This window comes from Streptodolium elevatio (assembly GCF_053592165.1).
Window position 1 is genome coordinate 256960 of record NZ_JBSFVE010000007.1, and the last position, 18834, is coordinate 275793.

General features: G+C 71.2%; 14 protein-coding genes. 8 read left to right on the forward strand and 6 right to left on the reverse strand.

Going from position 1 to position 18834, the window contains the following annotated elements; genetic code table 11:
- The first annotated feature begins 56 nt into the window (after nt 1–56).
- Nucleotides 57–1775 carry a hypothetical protein gene (locus ACWD12_RS16120; RefSeq protein ID WP_450100047.1) on the forward strand — a complete coding sequence of 573 codons (1719 nt, stop codon included), beginning with the start codon at nt 57–59 and terminating at the stop codon, nt 1773–1775.
- 223 nt (nt 1776–1998) lie between these two features.
- The gene (locus ACWD12_RS16125) at nt 1999–3897 is read left to right on the forward strand and encodes a hypothetical protein (RefSeq protein ID WP_450100048.1); all 1899 of its coding nucleotides are present in this window, start codon (nt 1999–2001) and stop codon (nt 3895–3897) included.
- Nucleotides 3898–3921: 24 nt separating this feature from the next.
- Here ACWD12_RS16125 and ACWD12_RS16130 read toward each other — a convergent pair whose 3' ends face one another.
- Nucleotides 3922–4827 carry an alpha/beta hydrolase fold domain-containing protein gene (locus tag ACWD12_RS16130; protein WP_450100049.1) on the reverse strand — a complete coding sequence of 302 codons (906 nt, stop codon included), beginning with the start codon at nt 4825–4827 and terminating at the stop codon, nt 3922–3924.
- A gap of 441 nt (nt 4828–5268) precedes the next feature.
- Between ACWD12_RS16130 and ACWD12_RS16135 the strand changes: the two genes are divergently transcribed.
- Entirely contained in the window at nt 5269–6951 is a 1683-nt protein-coding gene (locus tag ACWD12_RS16135) for a long-chain-fatty-acid--CoA ligase (protein ID WP_358351366.1), read from the forward strand.
- Here ACWD12_RS16135 and rarD read toward each other — a convergent pair.
- On the reverse strand, nt 6881–7969 hold the full coding sequence (gene rarD / locus ACWD12_RS16140; RefSeq protein ID WP_358351539.1) for an EamA family transporter RarD: 1089 nt from the start codon (nt 7967–7969) through the stop codon (nt 6881–6883). The two genes, ACWD12_RS16135 and rarD, sit on opposite strands and share 71 nt — an antisense overlap.
- A gap of 342 nt (nt 7970–8311) precedes the next feature.
- Here rarD and ACWD12_RS16145 point away from each other — a divergent pair, with 342 nt between their 5' ends.
- Nucleotides 8312–9889: an ABC transporter substrate-binding protein gene (locus ACWD12_RS16145; RefSeq protein WP_450100050.1), complete on the forward strand. Its 1578-nt coding sequence runs from the start codon at nt 8312–8314 to the stop codon at nt 9887–9889.
- 228 nt (nt 9890–10117) lie between these two features.
- Here the strand turns inward: ACWD12_RS16145 and ACWD12_RS16150 are convergent, their stop codons facing one another.
- Nucleotides 10118–10813: a PaaI family thioesterase gene (locus ACWD12_RS16150; RefSeq protein WP_450100051.1), complete on the reverse strand. Its 696-nt coding sequence runs from the start codon at nt 10811–10813 to the stop codon at nt 10118–10120.
- A 188-nt stretch (nt 10814–11001) separates the two neighbouring features.
- On the opposite strand from ACWD12_RS16150, the gene ACWD12_RS16155 reads away from it, so the two are divergent.
- The 4 genes from ACWD12_RS16155 (at nt 11002) to ACWD12_RS16170 (ending at nt 16398) form a co-directional block, all read left to right on the forward strand.
- On the forward strand, nt 11002–11862 hold the full coding sequence (locus ACWD12_RS16155) for a MaoC/PaaZ C-terminal domain-containing protein (RefSeq protein WP_358351357.1): 861 nt from the start codon (nt 11002–11004) through the stop codon (nt 11860–11862).
- 1003 nt (nt 11863–12865) lie between these two features.
- Nucleotides 12866–13945, forward strand: coding sequence for a Zn-dependent alcohol dehydrogenase (locus ACWD12_RS16160; protein WP_358351336.1), 1080 nt, complete (start codon nt 12866–12868; stop codon nt 13943–13945).
- A gap of 103 nt (nt 13946–14048) precedes the next feature.
- Nucleotides 14049–14972: a 3-oxoacyl-ACP reductase gene (locus ACWD12_RS16165; RefSeq protein WP_358351334.1), complete on the forward strand. Its 924-nt coding sequence runs from the start codon at nt 14049–14051 to the stop codon at nt 14970–14972.
- 235 nt (nt 14973–15207) lie between these two features.
- Nucleotides 15208–16398 (forward strand): hypothetical protein, encoded by a 1191-nt coding sequence (locus tag ACWD12_RS16170; RefSeq protein WP_358351331.1) that lies wholly within the window; start codon nt 15208–15210, stop codon nt 16396–16398.
- A 140-nt stretch (nt 16399–16538) separates the two neighbouring features.
- On the opposite strand, the gene ACWD12_RS16175 is transcribed toward ACWD12_RS16170, so the two are convergent.
- The 3 genes from ACWD12_RS16175 to ACWD12_RS16185 form a co-directional block, all read right to left on the reverse strand.
- Nucleotides 16539–17609 (reverse strand): PASTA domain-containing protein, encoded by a 1071-nt coding sequence (locus ACWD12_RS16175; RefSeq protein ID WP_450100052.1) that lies wholly within the window; start codon nt 17607–17609, stop codon nt 16539–16541.
- Between the two features lie 411 nt (nt 17610–18020).
- Complete coding sequence (locus ACWD12_RS16180; protein ID WP_450100053.1) at nt 18021–18386, reverse strand: hypothetical protein; 366 nt, start codon at nt 18384–18386, stop codon at nt 18021–18023.
- Between the two features lie 35 nt (nt 18387–18421).
- Nucleotides 18422–18778, reverse strand: a complete 357-nt coding sequence (locus ACWD12_RS16185; RefSeq protein WP_358356359.1) for a hypothetical protein — start codon at nt 18776–18778, stop codon at nt 18422–18424.
- Between the last annotated feature and the right edge of the window lie 56 nt (nt 18779–18834).

The following is an 18834-nucleotide window of genomic DNA, read 5'->3' on the forward strand; positions in this document are numbered from 1 at the left end:
GCACGGCACCCGCACCAGGATCCGCGCGCCCGCGGCGCCGCACCGACCTCCTGGCGATGGCGGTGCCGACGCTGTTCCTGGCGGTGATGGGCTGGAACCAGCGCTGGATGACCGACGACGGCCTGATCTTCACGCGCGTCGTGCGGCAGATCACCGCGGGCAACGGCCCGGTCTACAACGTCGGCGAACGCGTCGAGACGTCCACGAGCACCGCGTGGCAGTGGCTGCTGGTGGCGGTGCATTACCCGAGCCCGCTCTCCGACGCCGAGAACGCCGTCTACCTCGGCCTCCTGCTGGCGGTCCTGGGCTTCTGGGCGGCCCTGTCCGCCACCTGCCGCCTGCACCGGCGCCTGGCCCCGACCCGCCTGCTCCTGCCCGCCGGAGCGCTCGTCTTCGTGGTCGTCGAACCGGTGTGGGACTTCCTGACCGCCGGGATGGAGATCGGCCTGATCCTGTTCTGGATCGGCACCTCGTGGGCGCTGCTGGTGTCCGTGTGGTGTGCCTGGCCGGGCGCCGTCCCCGCCCGGCGTCTCCTCGGCCTGTCCTGCTACCTCGGCCTCGGTCCGCTCATCAGGCCCGACCTGGGCATCACGGCGGTCGCGTTCCTGGTGGCCGTCGCCCTGCTCGGGCCGGCGTCGGGGTGGACGCGGGTCGGGATGGCGGTGACCGCGGGAGCGCTCCCGGCGGCGTACGAGGTCTTCCGCATGGGCTACTACGGCCAACTCGTGCCGATGCCCGCGGTCACCAAGGAAGCCGGCGACTCGCAGTGGGGGAGGGGCTGGGACTACGTCACCGACTTCAACCGCCCCTACCAACTGTGGATCCCGCTGCTGTTCCTGACCGCCGCCGCGGTGCTCTACGCCCGACTCGGCCTGCCGAGGCGGCGCACGGTCCTCGTGCTCGCCGTCGCGCCCGCCGCCGCCCTCGCCCAGGCCCTCTACCTGGTCAAGGTCGGCGGGGACTTCATGCACGCCCGTATGTGGGTCCCCATCCTGCTGACGCTGCTCCTCCCGATGCTCTTGCTGCCGCTCCGGCGGGCCGTACTGCCGCTCGTCGCCGTGGTGGCCGTGTGGGCAGTCGTGTGCGCCGCGGTGCTGCGGCCCGGTGGCAGCGGCACCACCAAGCCGCCCGTGCCCGCCGCGAACGGGCAGAACCAGGTGTGGAACGAGCGCGGCGTGACGACGCGGGCGACCGGGGAACGGAACCCGGTGACCGCCGGGGCGCACGTCGCGTACAACGCGCAGATGCACGGCCTGCTGGTCGCGGCCCGCGACGACGGGCGGCACGTGCTCATGCTCGACCCGCGCTACGGCAAGGTGTTCGGGCTGCCCCCGGACTTCGCGCTGCCGCTGCGGCCCGACCTGGAGAACCCGGTCGCGCTGGTCATCGGCAAACTCGGTGCGGGCGGCGCGATGACGCCGCTCGACGGGCTGCTCGCCGACGTGTGGGGGCTGTCCAGCACCCTCGGCGCGCATCTGGAGCAGACCAACTTCACCGCCGCCGGGCACCAGAAGTTGTTGGCCCCGGTGTGGAACATCGCGCTGTACGTCGACCCGGCGGCCTTCCCGTCGGTGCCGCCGGCGCTGGCCGACCAGGAGCAACTACGGGCCGCGCACCGGGTCCTCGGCTGCGGCGACGTACGCGAGCTCCTGGAGTCGGTCTCCGAGCCGATGAGTTTCGACCGGTTCTGGAAGAACCTGACCGGTGCGTACGAACGGACAAACATCCGTATACCGGCGGATCCGGTCGAGGCCGCCCGCAAATTCTGCGACTGACCCGGGGCTGACCGGGCGAATTTCCCCGGTGAATTTCCCAACCGACGCAGCTTTTCGGACGCCCGACAGCGTCTTTGGTGAGTAGACGCCCGAGGCCGCCGGAGGCCGGGCGTCCCGCTCCGCGGCACACGCCGGGGCGGAAATGAGCCGCACTCCAACGCCTGTACCGGGATCCGAGCGGGGATCCGCCGCGGGCCGGAGCCGAAATCCCCCTGGGAGCCGCATGCCCCCGACGTCCGTCCCGGCCGCCACCCCCGCACCCGCGAACTCCGCCGACGTCGAAGAGACACGGCCGAGACCCGCGGCGCCGGACCAAACGGGCGGCCGCGCCCGGCCGTTCGCCCGCGCGGTCCGCCGCCGCCTGCCCAGGCCGGCCGACCTGGCCGTCATGCTGGTGCCGACCGCCATCCTCGCGGTCATGGGCTGGCACCGGCGCTGGATGACCGACGACGGCCTGATCTTCACGCGCGTGGTCCGGCAGATCGCCGCGGGCAACGGCCCGGTGTACAGCATCGGCGAGCGTGCGGAGACGTCGACGAGCACCGCGTGGCAGTGGGTGCTGGTGGCCTTCCATCGGGTCAGTCCCTTCCCGCCCGCCGAGACCGCGGTCTACCTCGGACTCGCCCTGTCCGTCACGGGGTTCTGGATCGCCCTCGACACCACCCGGCGCCTGCACCGGGCGTTGACCGCCAAGCGCTTCCTGCTGCCCGCCGGCGCACTGGTGTTCGTCGCGGTGCCGGTGAACTGGGACTTCCTCACCGCGGGCATGGAAATGGGCCTGGTCCTGCTGTGGATCGCCGTCTCGTGGTCGCTGCTGGTCGGCGCCTGGGCCGCGCCGGTCGCCGGAGTCGGCACCCGGCGGCTGCCGGCCACCTCGTTCTGGTTCGGGCTGGGCCCGTTGATGCGCCCCGACCTGCTCCTGACCTCGCTGGTGCTGCTCACCGCGCTGGCCGTGCTGACCGCGGCACGGTGGCCCCGGCTGGTGGCGATGGCCGCCGTCGCGGGGGCTCTGCCCGCCGCGTACGAGGTGTTCCGCATGGGCTACTACGGCCTGGTCTTCCCGATGCCGGCCCTCACCAAAGAGGCCGGGGACTCGCTGTGGGCGCGCGGCCGGGACTACATCCTGGACTACGAGCGGCCGTACCGGCTGTGGATCCCCGCCGTGCTGCTCCTCCTTGTCGCGGTACGCGGCGCCGTACTGCTCGGCCGCCGCCGGGACGTGAACCGCACCTGGCTGCTGGTCGCCACCCCGCTCGTCGCCGCGTTCGTCCAGACCCTGTACCTCGCCAAGGTGGGCGGCGACTTCATGCACGGGCGGCTCATGCTGCCCATCATGTTCCTGGTCCTTTTGCCGCTGCTGCTCGTGCCGTTCGACAAGCTGTCCGCGCCGCTGGTCGCCACCGTGACGGTGTGGGCCCTGTTCTGCGGCATCGACATGCGCAGCGGCGTGGTGACGACCCTGACCTCGCCCCGCGACGGCCAACCCCCGCAGAACCAGACGTGGAACGAACGCCGCGTCTACGTCGGCGACACCGGCCACGAGAACCCCGTCAGCTCCCAAGCGCACATCGCCTACCTGCGCAAGTCGTACTCCCTGGTGGTGCGCGCGGACGCGGCGGGCAAGCGCGTGCTCTATTGGGACTTCGGCTACGCCCGGGCGTACGGACTGCCCGGGGACTTCGAACTGCCGCTGCGCCCCGACCTGCAGAACGACGTCGCCCTGGTGATCGGACGCCTCGGCCTCGGCGGCGCGATCGTGCCGCTGGACGGCATGGTCGCGGACCTGTGGGGGCTTTCCAGCACCATCGGCTCGCACATCGAGCAGACGCACTTCGCGGCGGCCGGCCACCAGAAGCTGCTGCCGCCCGCGTGGAACATCGCGCTGTACGTGGACCCGGCCGCGTTCAAGGACGTGCCGCCGCAGTTGGCGTCGCCGGAGGCGATCCGCGCCGCGTACCGCACGCTGGGATGCGGGAAGGTCGCCGAGCTCATCGACTCGGTGACCGAACCGATGAGCGTGAAGCGGTTCTGGGACAACCTGACCGGCGCCTACGACCGCACCAAGCTGCGCATCCCCTCGGATCCGATCCAGGCGGAGCGCAAGTTCTGCGGAGGTTCGTGACCGCCGCGAAGTCGTCGCGCCGGCTCAGGACTTGAGGACGTCGTCGAGGCTCCCGGCCAGATCGCCGAGAGCCTCGTCGGCCGCCGCCAGCAGGCCCGCGCCGACCTGGAAGATGTGCCACAGGTCCGGGTAGTCGGTGTGGTCGACCGTGACCCCGTGGGCGGCCGCGCGGTCGGAGAACGCGGCCCCTTCGGGGGCGAGGATGTCGTCGGTGCCGCACTGCACGATCGTCGGCGGCAGCCCCGACAGGTCGGAGTTCCGCGCGGGGGCGAGCGTTTCGCGGTCGACGCCGTTCGCGTACCACTCGGCGCAGCAGGTCAGCCACGTCGGCCGCAGGACGGGATCGCGGCCGTAGCGCGGTTCGTACGGCCAGGGCCGCAGCGGGTCGAGCCAGGGGGATATCAGGACCATCGCGTCGGGGACCCGGTCGCCGGGGTGCCCGCTGCCGCCGGCGGCCAGGCCGAGGGCCGTGGTGAGGGCGATCCCGCCGCCGGCCGAGTCGCCCGCGATCACGAGAGGCGTGGTCGCGGGCGTCGTCGCGGCCAGCGCGCGCCACGCCGCGAGGGCGTCGTCGAGGGCGGCGGGGTACGGGTGTTCGGGCGCGCGGCGGTAGTCGAGCAGGTAGACGGCGCTCCGCGTCGCCCGCGCGAGGTGCGCGCCCCACGACAGGTGCGACCGCGACGAGCCGGTGGCGTACCCGCCGCCGTGCAGGTAGAGGATCGTGCGCTCGGGATCCCGCGGCCCGACCGAGACGCGGCGCGCGGGCACCCCGCCGGGCGAACGGCGCAGCACGTGCGTTCCGGGCGGCAGGGGGCCGGAGTTGGCGTCGAGGCGGGCCCGCTGCACGGCGAGCGGGACGCGGGGGTGCAGGAACGGCCGAATGGTGCGGCGGGCGAGACCGCGGGCCAGGGGAACGGTGAGCTTGGGCACGAGGGTCCTCCTCGGGGCTGCGTCCCGGGCCGCGTCAAGGGGGCGGCGTCCGGGACTGCGTCCGTGGGCTGCGTCGCTCGGGCCGGGCCCGCCCCACCTACGGTGACACCCGCCCCCGCCCCTGACCAGAGCCCACCCACCCCAACCCAAACCCCACCCCCCCAACCTCAACCGCCAACCGCACCCCCAACCCCCAACCGCCGACCGCCAACCGCCGACCCCCGATCTCGACCGCCGACCGCCGACCGCAGAGCGCCCGAGCCCCGGCTACGTGTGCCGGCGGGCGATCGATCTTCCACGTTGTCCGGCTTGCGGCTACCTTGCGTGCGTCAGCGGGAGCACGGCGGGCACGCCCCTTCGGGTGTCGCCAGGCCGGGCGCCCCAGGAGCGCACCCACGAGCGCGCATTCGTGCGCGCACACGAGCACAGCGGGAGATACGCATGGCCAGCCGGTGGTCCGTCACCATGAACGACCTGGTCCGGCAGCGGGTGGGCGACACGTCCACAGGCGTGCGGTACGGCGACTCTTCGTGGACGTGGGACGAGCACGTACGCCTGTCCGCCCAGCGCGCCGCGTTCCTGGAGTCCCGGCGCGATCCCGACAAGCCCTTCCACGTGGGCGTGATGCTGGAGAACGTGCCGGAGTTCTCGTTCCTGCTGGCCGCCGCGGCGGTGTCGGGCGCTGTCGTCGTCGGCCTCAACCCGACCCGGCAGGGCAGCGAGCTGGCGCGCGACGTCGAGCACACCGGCTGCACGCTGCTGATCACCGGCGACGCGCACGCGGCGCAGCTGGCCGAGGCGGTGCCGGACTTCCCGGCGGAGAACGTGTGGAACGTCGACTCCGCGGCGTGGACCGACGCGCTGGCCCCGTTCGAGGGTGCCGAGCTGCCGGGCAGCTCGCCCGCACCGGACGACCCGTTCATGCTGATCCTGACGTCCGGGACGACCGGCCACCCGAAGGCGGTCATCTGCTCGCAGGGCAAGATCGCGTCGCAGGGCGGCTCGGTCGTGGCGATGCAGCAGCTGGGCGGCGAGGACGTGGCCTACTGCGCGATGCCGCTGTTCCACTCCAACGCGATGATCACCTGCTGGACCCCGGCGGTGGCGTCCGGCGCGGCACTGGTGCTGCGGCGTCGCTTCTCGGCGTCGGGCTTCCTGCCGGACGTGCGCAAGTACGGGGTGACGTACGCGAATTACGTCGGCAAGCCGCTGTCCTACATCCTGGCGACCCCCGAACTGCCGGACGACGCCGACAGCACGCTGACGCGCGTCTTCGGCAACGAGGGCGGGCCGCAGGATGTCGAGCGGTTTGCCCGGCGGTTCGGGTGCAGCGTGCGGGACGGGTTCGGATCGACCGAGGGCGGCCTGTCGTTCGTCCCGGTGCCGGGCATGCCGCCCGGCGCGCTGGGGACCGCGAGCGGCGACATCCGGGTGCTGAACCCGGATACGCGCGAGGAGTGCGCGACGGCCCGGTTCGACGCGGACGGGCGCCTGCTGAACGCCGACGAGGCGGTCGGCGAACTGGTGAACCTCGACGGCGCGGGCTCGTTCGAGGGCTACTGGAACAACGACGCGGCGACCGCGGACCGGCTGCGCGACGGCTGGTACTGGAGCGGCGACCTGGCCTACCGGGACGAGCGGGGGATGTTCTTCTTCGCGGGGCGCAGCGGTGAGTGGGTCCGCGTCGGCGGCGAGAACTTCGGCTCGGCGCCGGTCGCGCGGATCCTCGCCCGGCACCCGGACGTGGTGCTCGTGTCGGTCTACGGCGTGCCCGACGAGGCGGCCGGCGACCAGGCGATGGCGGCGGTCGTGCTGCGTGAGGGCGCCGAGTTCGACCCGGCCGGGTTCGCCGCGTGGCAGGCCGAGCAGCCGGACCTCTCGCCGACGTGGCGTCCCCGCTACGTGCGCGTCGCGCGCGAACTCCCGCACACGCAGACCAACAAGGTGCTGGTGCGCGTGCTCTCGCGGCAGGCGTGGTACGCGGACAACGGCGACGCGCTGTGGTTCCGGCCGGGCAAGGACGGCCCGTACCAGCCCTTCACCGAGGCCGACGTCAAGGCGCTGGAGACTCGCTTTGCGGAGCACGGCCGGGCTCACGTGCTGGACCTGCTGGACCGTCCGTAGCAGTGGTGGCGGCCGTACCGGTCGTGGCGGCGGCAGCGCTCGTCGCGGTCGCGGTGCTCGCGGGCACCACGACGGCGGGGGCCTTCAGCGGCTGCGCGGCGGCCGTCGCGCGCAGGGACCGGGCCTTCGCCCGGGTCCTGCGCGCCTGGCCCAGCGCATCGACGGTGAGCACCGCGAGCGCCGCCCAGATCAGCCCGAAGCCCGCCCAGCGGGACGCGGGCATCGCCTCGTGGTACACCCACACGCCGACGCCGAACTGCAGGATCGGGCCGAGGTACTGCAGCATGCCGATCGTCGACAGTGGGATGCGTACGGTCGCCGCGCCGAAGCACAGCAGCGGTATCGCGGTGACCACGCCTGTGCCGATCAGCAGCAGCGTGTGCCCGAAGGACACGGTGCCGAGCGTGCCCTCGCCGGTCCACGCCAGGTACGCGAGGTAGCCCGCGGTCGGCAGGAACATCACCGCGGTCTCGGCGGTCAGCGATTCGGTGGGGGCCAGGCCGACGGTCTTCTTGACGTACCCGTAGATCGTGAAGCTGGTGGCGAGGACCAGCGCGAGCCACGGGAGCCGCCCGTACGCCACGGTCAGCACCAGCACGGCCGCGATGCCGAGGGCCACTGCGGCCCACTGCGCGGCGCGCAGGCGTTCGCCCAGGACCAGCACCCCGATCGCGATGAACGCGAGCGGGTTGATGAAGTAGCCGAGCGAGGTCTCGACGACCTGGTCCGAGTTGACGCCCCAGATGTACAGGCCCCAGTTGGTGGTGATGACCACGCCCGCGATCGTGATCTTGGCCAGCCGGGCGGGATTGCGCAGCAGCGCGCGGATCCATGACCAGCGCCGCAGCACGGCCAGCACGAGGAGCATGAAGACCAGCGACCACACCATGCGGTGGGCGAGGATCTCGACCGCTCCGGCGGGCTTGAGGTGCGGCCAGTAGAGGGGGAAGAGCCCCCACATCACGTACGCCGCGACGCCCAGCCACAGGCCCCGACGCTGCTCCGCCGTTTCCGTCAAATCGCCCACGGCCGGACCCTAGCCACGGATCCCGCCAAGTGTCGCGGTCCAATTCGCCTCGGGTGGATCGTGGACGCCACCCAACCGGCTGCCCGAGCCCGACAGTGAAGGGCCTGTAGCCGCCCGTGACCAACGCATGCGTATGTCGCGAAATCGTTATATGACGACCCGTCAGATTCCGGGCCGATCGAGTTAGGTTGACCGAATCCACCACTCCGGTTGCCTTGCAAAGCCGGGTCCCCTGAACTGCCCGGCGGTCGGTCCTCATTTCGCCCGACCCGGGCCGCCGACACAGCGCCAGGAGCAGTTTTGCGTCTCGAACGACTCCGTACACCCCGCACGATGGCCGCGGTCGCAGGTGCCGCCGCCATCGCCCTCACCATGTCCGCATGCGGCGGCGGTGACGACAAGGACTCCGGCTCCGGCGGCTCGGGTGGCGGCAGCGCGGCCCCCGGTGGGGCCGGCAGCAGCGGCGACCTCACCGTCCTGATCACCCAGGAGACCCGCGGCGTCGACCCCGCGATAGCCACGATCTCGTCGGTCAACGGCGGCACCCAGGCCGCGGCCGTCTTCGACGTGCTCTTCTGGATCAACCCGAAGACCGGCAAGGTCGAGCCGCAGCTCGCCGAGTCCGCCACGACGTCCGAGGACGGCAAGGTCTGGACCGTCAAGCTGCGCCCGAACGTGAAGTTCACCGACGGCACGCCGCTGGACGCCGAGGCCGTGAAGTTCAACTGGGAGCGCCACCAGGACCCGGCGGCCAAGTCGGTCGCCGCGCTGGCCGCGAAGGACCTCAAGTTCGACGTGGTCGACCCGCTGTCCCTCAAGGTGACGCTGCCCACCCCGAACATCCACTTCGACCAGATGATCGCGCACAACCTCGCGTTCATCGGTTCGCCGACGGCGATCAAGGCCGACCCGGCGGGCTTCGCCACGAAGCCGGTCGGCGCCGGTCCGTTCAAGGTCAAGAACTGGGTGCGCGACAGCGCCATGACGCTCGAGCGCAACCCGGACTACTGGAACAAGGACCGCCCGCTGCTCAAGTCGGTCACCTTCAAGCCGGTGCCGGACCAGAACCAGCGCCTCAACTCGCTCGCGAGCGGGCAGGCGGACCTGGTCACCACGATCAACTTCAAGATCGTGAACGACGCCAAGGACAAGGGTCTGACGGTCGCCTACGCGGAGAAGAACGGCGGCTTCATGACCATGTTCAAGACGGACAAGGCGCCGTTCAACGACCCGCGGGCGCGTCGCGCGTACGCGCTGATCATGGACGCCGGCAACCGCAACAAGCTGATCCAGGGCCCGGCGGGCGCGGACCAGACGCTGAGTACCTTCTTCCAGCCCAGCTCGTCGTACGTCAACCCGGACGCCAAGATGCCGTCGCAGAACAAGGCCGAGGCGCAGGCCCTGCTGGACCAGCTGGCCGCCGAGGGCAAGCCGCTGTCGTTCACGTACACCACGAACGACAGCCCGGCCGCGCGCAAGTCGGCCGAGTACTGGCAGACGCAGCTCCAGGGCATGCGCAACATCGAGATGAAGACCGAGTTCCTCAACGGAGCGCTGTACGGCTCCAAGGTCATGATCCAGCGCGAGTTCCAGGCCGCCGAGTTCAACGTCTTCTTCGACGACCCGGAGCCGCTGTTCTACAACATCCTGCACTCGAAGGGCGCGGAGAACCGCACGGGCTACAGCAGCCCCGTCGTGGACGCCGCACTCGACAAGGCGCGCAACTCGACCGACGAGAACGTCCGCAAGGAGCAGTACGGGATCGTGCAGGCCGAGATCGTCAAGGACCTGCCGTTCTGGTCCTACGAGAAGGGCTTCATGGCCGCGATCCAGGGCAAGAAGGGCAAGGTCGACGGGCTGGAGCTGTTCGAGGACGGCCTCATCCTGTTCGACCGCGTCAGCGTCAGCTAGGCGAAAAACCGCCTGACGGCGTGCCGCTGACAGCGCGTCACTGACATAGCGTCGGCCCGGCCTTCTCGGTCGGGCTGACGCGGCGTCAAAAACGAGCGGTGGCCGGGTTCCTGCTCCCCGGCCGCCGCTCGTGGCTGTACAGGCCAGGCGAGTTCGGGCCTGGCACGTTCGGCCTGACCGCACGCGGCCCGAAGGGCTTCGGGCCGCACGCTGTCGGACCGAACGCGTTCAGACCGCGCGAGCCCGGATGAACAGCCCCTCGGCGTCCGCCACCAGCACGCCGTCGGCGTAGGAACGGGCCTCCACCCACGCCTTGCGGCCCTCCACGCGGGTGACTTCCGCTTCGTAGTCGATGCGTTCGAACAGCGGCGTACCGCGCTTCAGGCGCACCGTCAGGTAGGCCGTCATGCCGAGCGCCCCGGCGCCCGACCGGGCGACCCCCATGACCTCGTCGAAGGCCGCGCATACGTAGCCACCGTGCACGCGCCCGGTGGGGCCCTCGTACGCCGCCCCGAAGACCGCGTGCGCGCGGATGACCGGCCCGTCCGCCACCAGCTCCATCGGCGGCGCCAGCGGGTTCGCCGCGCCCACGAACGGGCTGCGTTCGTGCAGTTGGAGGTCGTCGAAGGTGGGTTCCCGATCGTTCAGCGAGGCCATCGCGGAGATCCGGGCTGCCAGATCTGATACATCGTCAGCTACGCTCTTGAGCGCGTCCGCGTCGCCTTCCGGGTCGACCAGCTTGACCGCCTCGACCAGGCGGCGGGTGGCCTCGGCCAGCCGGTGGCGTGCCGCGCGGCCCGCGCTGCCCGGTGCGGGACGTGGCGTCCAGGTGCTGCGCAGCTCCGCCAGGACGTCGGCGGGCACCTCGGGTACCCCCGAGGCGGCCGCGGGCGTCTCGTCGGGCAGCGGTTGGATCGTGGACATGGCGACCCCCAGGTCGTTCTAGGTCTGGCACCGGCGCGGGCGTCCTCCGGGGGCGGCGGCGCGCTGCGGTGTCGGTCACAGAGGCGGCCGATCATTGCACGGAAACGAAAACAAGTTCTAGTTTGTGAGCGCTGCCGGTCACCCGGAGCGCATCACGGACTTGATCACCACACCAGGGAGGAGACGTCATGCCGATCGACGTCGCAGTGGCCACCGGCGCCGAACCCCGCAAGGGCGAGATCAGCTGGACGCACAAGGATGTGATCCTCTACCACCTGGGCGTGGGTGCGGGCACCCCGGCGACCGGCGCGGACGAACTGCGCTACACGTACGAGAAGAACCTCCAGGTCCTGCCGACCTTCGCGACGGTCGCGGGCACCAAGGTCGGCGGCAGCCTCTCGGCGCTGCCGGGCATCGACATCAACCTCGCGGCCGTGCTGCACGGCGGCCAGGAGGTCGTGATCCACAACCCGCTGCCGGCCAAGGCGAAGAACATCCAGGCCACCAGCCGCATCGCGGACGTCTGGGACAAGGGCAAGGCCGCCGTCATCGTGCTGGAGTCGTCCGCGACGCTCGAGGACGGCACACCGCTGTACGACTCGCGCGCCGAGATCTTCGTGCGCGGCGAGGGCGGCTTCGGCGGCGAGCGCGGCCCGGTCACCAAGATCGACGTCCCGGAGCGGGACGCGGACCACGTGATCGACGTCGCCACCCGCGAGGACCAGGCGCTGCTGTACCGCCTCTCCGGCGACTGGAACCCGCTGCACGCCGACCCGGAGTTCGCCAAGCGCGCCGGGTTCGACACCCCGATCCTGCACGGCCTGTGCTCGTACGGCCTGACCCTCAAGGCCGTCGTCGACACCGTCCTCGGCGGCGACGTCGCCCGGGTCAAGCGCTACCGCACCAAGTTCGCGGGGATCTTCTTCCCGGGCGAGACGATGCGCATCCGCGTCTGGGACGAGGGCGGCAAGCTCATCGTCCAGACCTCCTCGGTCGAGCGCGACGACGCCATCGTGCTGTCCGACACGGTCGTCGAGTACTCGGACTGACACCCGTGAGGTAGTGGCCGCCTGACGGGCTGTCACAGGCATTGGCGAACCGCGAATTCGCGGTCCGGCAATCGTGAAGGGGCGGGTCTTCCCGACGGGGGACCCGCCCCCGCCCCTCCGTCGTGCGGCCCGTGTTCTTCCTCGCCCCCGGGTGCCTACTCAAGCGGCCCCCGCAGCCACGCCCGGCCGACGCGCCGCCGACAGCCCGACAGCCCGGCTCCACTGACAGCCTTCTGCGGCCTGTCCGGCCACCAACCGGCCTTCGGGGAACGCGTTTCGTTCCGGTCTTCACGGTGGCTCTGGTGGGGCCCGTGGCAATTGGCCTGGGCATCGGCGTCGGCCTCACTTTTCGCCGTCTCCGTCGACGCCGTGTACGACCCCGATAGGCCCCAGCGATCGCTCCTCGCCGCCGAACTGCAAAGAGCCGGCGAGGAGTCCTGCCCCGCGGTCTTCCCGCTGGGCTTGCCGGCGTTCGTCCTGGGACCGGGGATTTCGAGTCTTGTTCTTCTGCCGTGGTGGAGCCACCGTCAGCGGCTGAAGGATTGTGGGCTGCACTCGCGGTGTCCGATCTGCGCGTCGGGCCGCTCACCCCGGCGGTGCGCAGGTTGGCGAGGGGAGTGTCTCGGACGGCAGTCGTTGCACGTGGCACGGCAGCGCCCGGCGAAGCCGCTGTCGGCGCGTTGGCTATTTATGGTGATTTGATAATTTTGCAGAGAGTCTGCTTTTTGCGGAGTCCCCTGAACTGCGGTGTGCGCAAAGACTCTTTTGTCGGTTCGGGAGCGGTTCTGCCGGCGGTCGGGAGCGTGCTCCGGAGGGTCTGATGGCGGCCAAAGGGCCCCGAGGGCTTCAGCAGACTTGCCCGGGCGTATAGCTTGACCTTGTCATCGACCTTGTCGGAAACGAGAACGCGTTATATTTTCGCGACGTCGGCGACCGCACCCCGACCGGGCCCGACCGGGGCCACGGCGACCTCATGGGCACGGCTAGGACGAGGAGCAGCATCATGCGCGCAGCCATCCTGCACGAGACCGGACAGGACAAGCTCGAGGTCCGCGACGACGTCGAGGCCGTCGGCATGGGGCCGGGCCGGGTGAAGGTCAAGCTGCACGTGACCGGCGTGTGCCACTCCGACCTGTCGGCGATGACCGGCGTACTGCCGCAGCCCGCGCCGTTCGTGCCGGGCCACGAGGGCGCCGGCGAGGTCGTCGAGGTCGGTGACGACGTCACCACCGTCGCGGTCGGCGACAAGGTCATCGTGTGCTGGGCGCCGCCGTGCGGCACCTGCAACTTCTGCACCGGCGGCCAGTCGAACCTGTGTCTGTCGGGCTTCATGAACGCCGGCACCCAGAACTTCACCTTCGGCGGTACGCCGTCCTTCGGCATGACCGGCACCGGCACCTTCGCCGAGGAGGTCGTGGTCGCCGCCCCGTGCGCCGTCAAGGTGCCGGACGACGTGCCGTACGAGATCGCCTCGCTGATCGGCTGCGGCGTGACCACCGGCATGGGCGCGGTCTTCAACAGCGCGAAGATCGAGCCGGGCATGAGCACCGCCGTCATCGGCGCGGGCGGCGTCGGCATCGCCGTCATCCAGGCCCTGCGCGCGTGCGGCGCCTCGGAGATCGTCGCCATCGACCCCGCGACCAGCAAGCACGCCTGGGCCAAGCAGTTCGGCGCCACGCACACCGCCACCCCGGACGAGGCCGCCGCGCTCAAGCAGGAGCTGACCGCGGGCCAGGGCTTCGACGCGGTGTTCGAGGTGGTCGGCAAGTCGTTCACCGTGCGCAGCGCGTACGACCTCACCCGCCGCGGCGGCCAGGTCGTCGTGGTCGGCGCCGGCGCCATGGACGACAACGTGCAGTTCAACATGTTCGAGCTGTTCTTCGACCAGAAGCAGATCATCGGCAGCATCTACGGCGGCGGCGACATCGTGCGCGAGTACAACCGCATCATCCGCCTGTGGCGGGCCGGCCGCATCGACCTCGAGAGCATGATCACCCACCGCGTCGGCATCGCCGACATCAACCAGGCCTTCGAGCTGATGCGCAGCGGCGAGTCGATCCGCACCATCGTCACCCTCGCCTGACCCCGGTCCGATCCTCAGTCGGCGGGCCGGGCCGGACGCGCGGAGCCCCGCGGACCGGCCCGGCCCCGCCGACGACCACACCGCACACCCAGGAGAGCAGCACATGACCACGTCCCTCGCAGGCAAGGTTGCCGTCATCACCGGCGCCGGCGGCGGTCTCGGCCGCGCCGAGGCCCTCGAACTGGCCAAGCAGGGAGCGAAGGTCGTCGTCAACGACTTCGCCCCCGAGGGTGCCCCGAACCCGGCCCAGGCCGTGGTCGACGAGATCGTCGCGGGCGGCGGCGAGGCCGTCGCGCACCGCGGCGACATCTCGGTGTTCGAGGTCGGCGGCGAACTGATCCAGCTCGCGATCGACACGTACGGCTCGATCGACATCCTCGTCAACAACGCGGGTGTGCTGCGCGACCGCATGCTGTTCTCCATGACCGAGGCCGAGTGGGACCTCGTCCTGGCGGTGCACGCCAAGGGCACCTTCAACACCTCGCACCACGCCGCGAAGTACTGGCGCGACAAGTCCAAGGCCGAGGGCGGCCCGGTGTACGCGCGCATCGTCAACACCGCGTCCGAGGCCTTCCTCGCCGGCTCGCCCGGCCAGCCGAACTACGCCGCCGCCAAGTCGGCCATCGTCGGCCTCACGATGAGCACCGCGAACGGCTGCCACCGCTACGGCATCCGCGCCAACGCCATCGCCCCGCGCGCGCTCACCAACATGACCAGCAACGTGTTCAACGCGAAGGACGGCCTCGCGGACGGCGAACTCGACCCGCTGGCGCCCGAGCACGTCTCGCCGCTCGTCGCGTTCCTGGCCAGCCCGGCCGCCGAGAACATCTCCGGCCAGGTCTTCGTCGTGCACGGCGGCTTCGTCGCGGTCGTCGAACGCCCCACGCTCCAGGCGAAGTTCGACTCCAAGCAGGAGACCTTCACGCCGGAGGAGCTGGAGCAGGTGCTCGTGCCGCACTACGCGGACAAGAAGCTCAACCAGGGCTACTCGGCGACGGACCTGCTGTTCCTCAAGCGCGAGCGCTGAGCGCCGGGCCGCCCGGCGCGGCCACCCGGCACCTGCGTGTACGGCGCGCCCGGCCTTGTCCGGGCGCGCCGTCCGTCGCCGCAATGTCGACACGTGTCACCTGAGTACGCGGCCACCCGAGTACGTCGTCAGCCGACCAGCCGTCACCTTGACCAGCCGTCACCGCGGCCTGCCCTTCCGGACCCGGGCCGCCTCATCCGTCGGGCCCGGCCCGCGAACCAGAAAGGGGCGCCGCGTGCTCACTCCCGCGGACGACTTCCCGATCCACCAGACCCCCGAGCCCGTGGCCCACCCGGGCACTTCGGACCGCAACGCGTACGACCGCTACTGGTTCAACGGCTACGACCGCGACGGCGCGTTCTACTTCGCGTTCGCGCACGGCCTGTACCCGAACCGCTTCGTGGCCGACGCGCACTTCACGGTCAGCGTCGACGGCGTGCAGCACAGCCTGCACGCGTCGCGCCGCGCCGCCCAGGACCGCTTCGACCTGACCGTCGGTCCGCTGGGGATCGAGGTCGTCGAACCCCTCAAGGTGCTGCGCATCTACGCGACGGACAACGAGACCGGCCTGACCTGCGATCTCACCTTCACGGCGCGCGCCGCGGTGATCGAGGAGCCGCGCGTCACGACCCGCAACGGCCACCACGTCATCATGGACGCCACCCGGCTCACCCAGTTGGGTGTCTGGTCCGGCACCATCACGCTGCCGGGCGGCCGCGAGATCGCCGTCGACCCCACCACCACGCTTGCCACGCGCGACCGTTCGTGGGGCATCCGCCCGGTCGGCGAGCGCGACGCGGGCGCGCCCAAGCCGTTCAACCCGATGATGTGGCTGTGGGCCCCCATCCATTGGGAGAACGAGGTCACCCTCTGGGGGTCCTTCGAGCGCGCCGACGGCGAGATGTACCAGAAGGACGGCCACCGCATGGTCGCGCAGCCGCTCGGCACCGTGCCGGACACCGCCGCGCTCGCCGTCCCGACGGACGGCGCGGGGGCCACCGGCTACACCGAACTGCACCCGGTACGCCACGAGTTGACGTTCGTGCCCGGGACGCGCCGGGTGGCCGGCGGGACGATGCACCTGGCCGACGCGGAGGGCAAGGAGTTCGCGTACCGCATCGAACCCATGGGCACGCGCGGCTTCCTGGCCGGGCTCGGCTACCTGCACAGCAAGTGGGCGCACGGCGTCTGGCAGGGCGAACTCGCCGTCGAGGGCGAGAGCTGGGTCGTGGACGAGGTCGACCCGCTGGCCTTCGACCGGCAGCACCAGCAGCAGGTCATCCGGGTCACCGAGATCGGCGGCGAAGGCCGCGTGGGTGTGGGCGTGCTGGAGCAGATCGTCTTCGGCCCGCACGAGCGGTACGGCTTCCAGGAGATCCTGGACGGCGCGACCGACACGGGGCTCGGCGCGGGCGCCGTCGAGTAGTGGAGCAACGGACGCGGCCGTGCGGTAGCGGACGAGCCCGACAGGCGTGCGTGCGCACGTAGGCGCGCACGCACGTACCCACGACATAGGGCGGGGCGCGGTACGGAGACGTCCGTACCGCGCCCCGCCCGCTGCCGTGGTCAGTAGTCCGAGTAGAGGATCACTGTCGAGCCCTCGTCGACCAGCGTGCCCGCGGGCGGGTCCGTCGACACGACCCTGCGGTCCGCGGTGAGCGACTGCGCGGACTCGCCGACGAGGTTGAACTCCTCCAGTTTCGTGCGCGCCTGAGTGGGCGTCATGCCGACCACGTCGGGGACCTTGACCTTGCCGTCGCGCAGGCTCAGGACCACGGTGCTGCCCTGCGGCGCCATCGTGGACGGGACGGGCTTCTGTGCCTGCACGAGCCCGCGCGGTCCGCCGGTGCCGGGCAGGTACTGGAACTGCACCTGGAACCCGGCCGCTTCCAGCGTCTCGGCGGCTCTGCGGTCGGAGATGGTGGTGACGCTGGGGACCCGGACGAGAGTCTTGGTGGGCGGGGTGGTGATTTCCCCGGAACCCCCGTTCCCCTTACCGCCGTTCCCGTTCCCGCCGTTCCCGTTCCCGCCGCCCGAAGCGCTCTTGGAACCGTCGTCGTCCCCGCCGGCGTCGTCGGTCGGCGTCACGGTGGACGTGGGGGCGGTCGGAGCGGTCTCGCCGACCGTCACCGTGGTGGACGGCCTCGCCGCCGCGTTACTCGCGCCGCCGCCGTCCGCGTTGTTCGCGGCGACCGCGACCACGGCGGCGACCGCCACGATCAGCGCGATCACCGCCCCGCCGACAAGCATGGGCGTGGAACGGGCCCGCAGTCCGGACGAACGGCCGTCCTGGCGCTCCTGCCGGAACCGGGCCGGGACGTCCACCGCGAACGCCGCACAGGCCGCACCCTGGTTCGCCGTCGTCGACACCACGCGCAGGGCCACCCCGAAGCGTTCGCTGCGCCCGTCGTTGACGCGCCCCGCGGCGTCCGCCCCCGGTACGCCGAAGCGCGACGCGACGTCGATCCCCAGCGCCGTGCGGTCCTGCGGAAGCGTGTACCGGATCGCCACCACGCGCGTCTGGTCCGGCGCCAGCGGCACGTTGAGGACCGTGGCATCGAAGTCGAGGCGCCCGTCCACTTGTTCGACCGGCTCGACCCGGAAGGTGTCGGGGCGCATCCCCGAATTGCGCACCACGAGCCGCACGGTCACGGTACGGCCCGGCTCGCCCCGGATCCGCTCGGGCTCGCACCACGCTTGGACCCCCGTGTCGTTCCCCGCCCGCAGGTCCGTGCCGCACCGGTTCCCGGGACAGTACGACCCCAGCCGTTCCTGCCCATCCGTGCGCGCGCCGCACAGGCGGCAGAAGAGCCTCATCCCGAATTCCCCTCCCAATCCGGCCCGTTCTCCTCATCCATCGGGATGTCCGCCGGGATGTATGGGGGACGTGAACCCCGCGGCCCCCGGTTCCGTCGGACCGCCGGACACGCCGGAGCGTGAGGGAACACCCTCAGGCGCGATGCGACGGACGCCGCGGGGATCGCCGGCGGGCGAACGCGCGAGACCCGCCGAGTCCCCGGGACGGGACTCGGCGGGTGCTCCGACCGTTCAGCACCGGGCGGCGATCCAGGCGCTCTCGACCGAGTTCACGTCACCCAGCCGGTAGGCCCGGCCGGCTGCGGTGCACTTCCAACTGACGTGCCCGTCCCTCCACTTGATGGTGATCTGGGCGTCCGCCCACGTGCAGTTGTAGTACCAGTCGCCGTACTGCGGGAGGCTCAAGTGGTGCGAGAAGCCGCACTTCATGTAGTCCCCGGCTGCGGGTCCGGCGGGTCCGGCGGGTCCGGCGGGCCCCGATAGCCCCGCGGGGCTCGCCGGTGCGACCGAGGCGGCCTGCCCCGGCCCGGCGAAGGCGCCGACGGCCAGCAGGGCGGCTGTGCCCAGCAGGGCGAGGCGATTGCTGCGCTTGCGCACAAGTTGCTCCTTTGTCGGTGGACCTGCGCCCGCGGTCAGGGACCAGGGCACTCGTACGCGTAATTGGCCTCGACGTTCTCCTGGAGCGTCGAGATCCAGTGGTACCGAGCGGACTGTCCGGGTCCGAGGGCCTGGCACGTGGGGTCGAAGTGGTAGTCGAGCTGCACGGTGACCCGGTCGATGTGGCGTCCGCAGTCGTTGCGGACGTCCGCCCACCTGTCGAAGATCGTCGGATGTCCGCCACCCTGCTTGGTGATCACCAGGCAGGCGGCGCGCGGGCTGTCCTCGGCGGGTACGGACTCCGCCGCGCCGGCGGGGGCGGCGACGACGGTCCCCAGCAGCATCGTGGAGGCGAGGGCGAGGGCGGCCGGCAGGAAACGGTGTCGGTGCACGACGAGCTCCTTGATGTCTGTGACTAAACGGTTGGACCTGCGATCAGCATTGATTA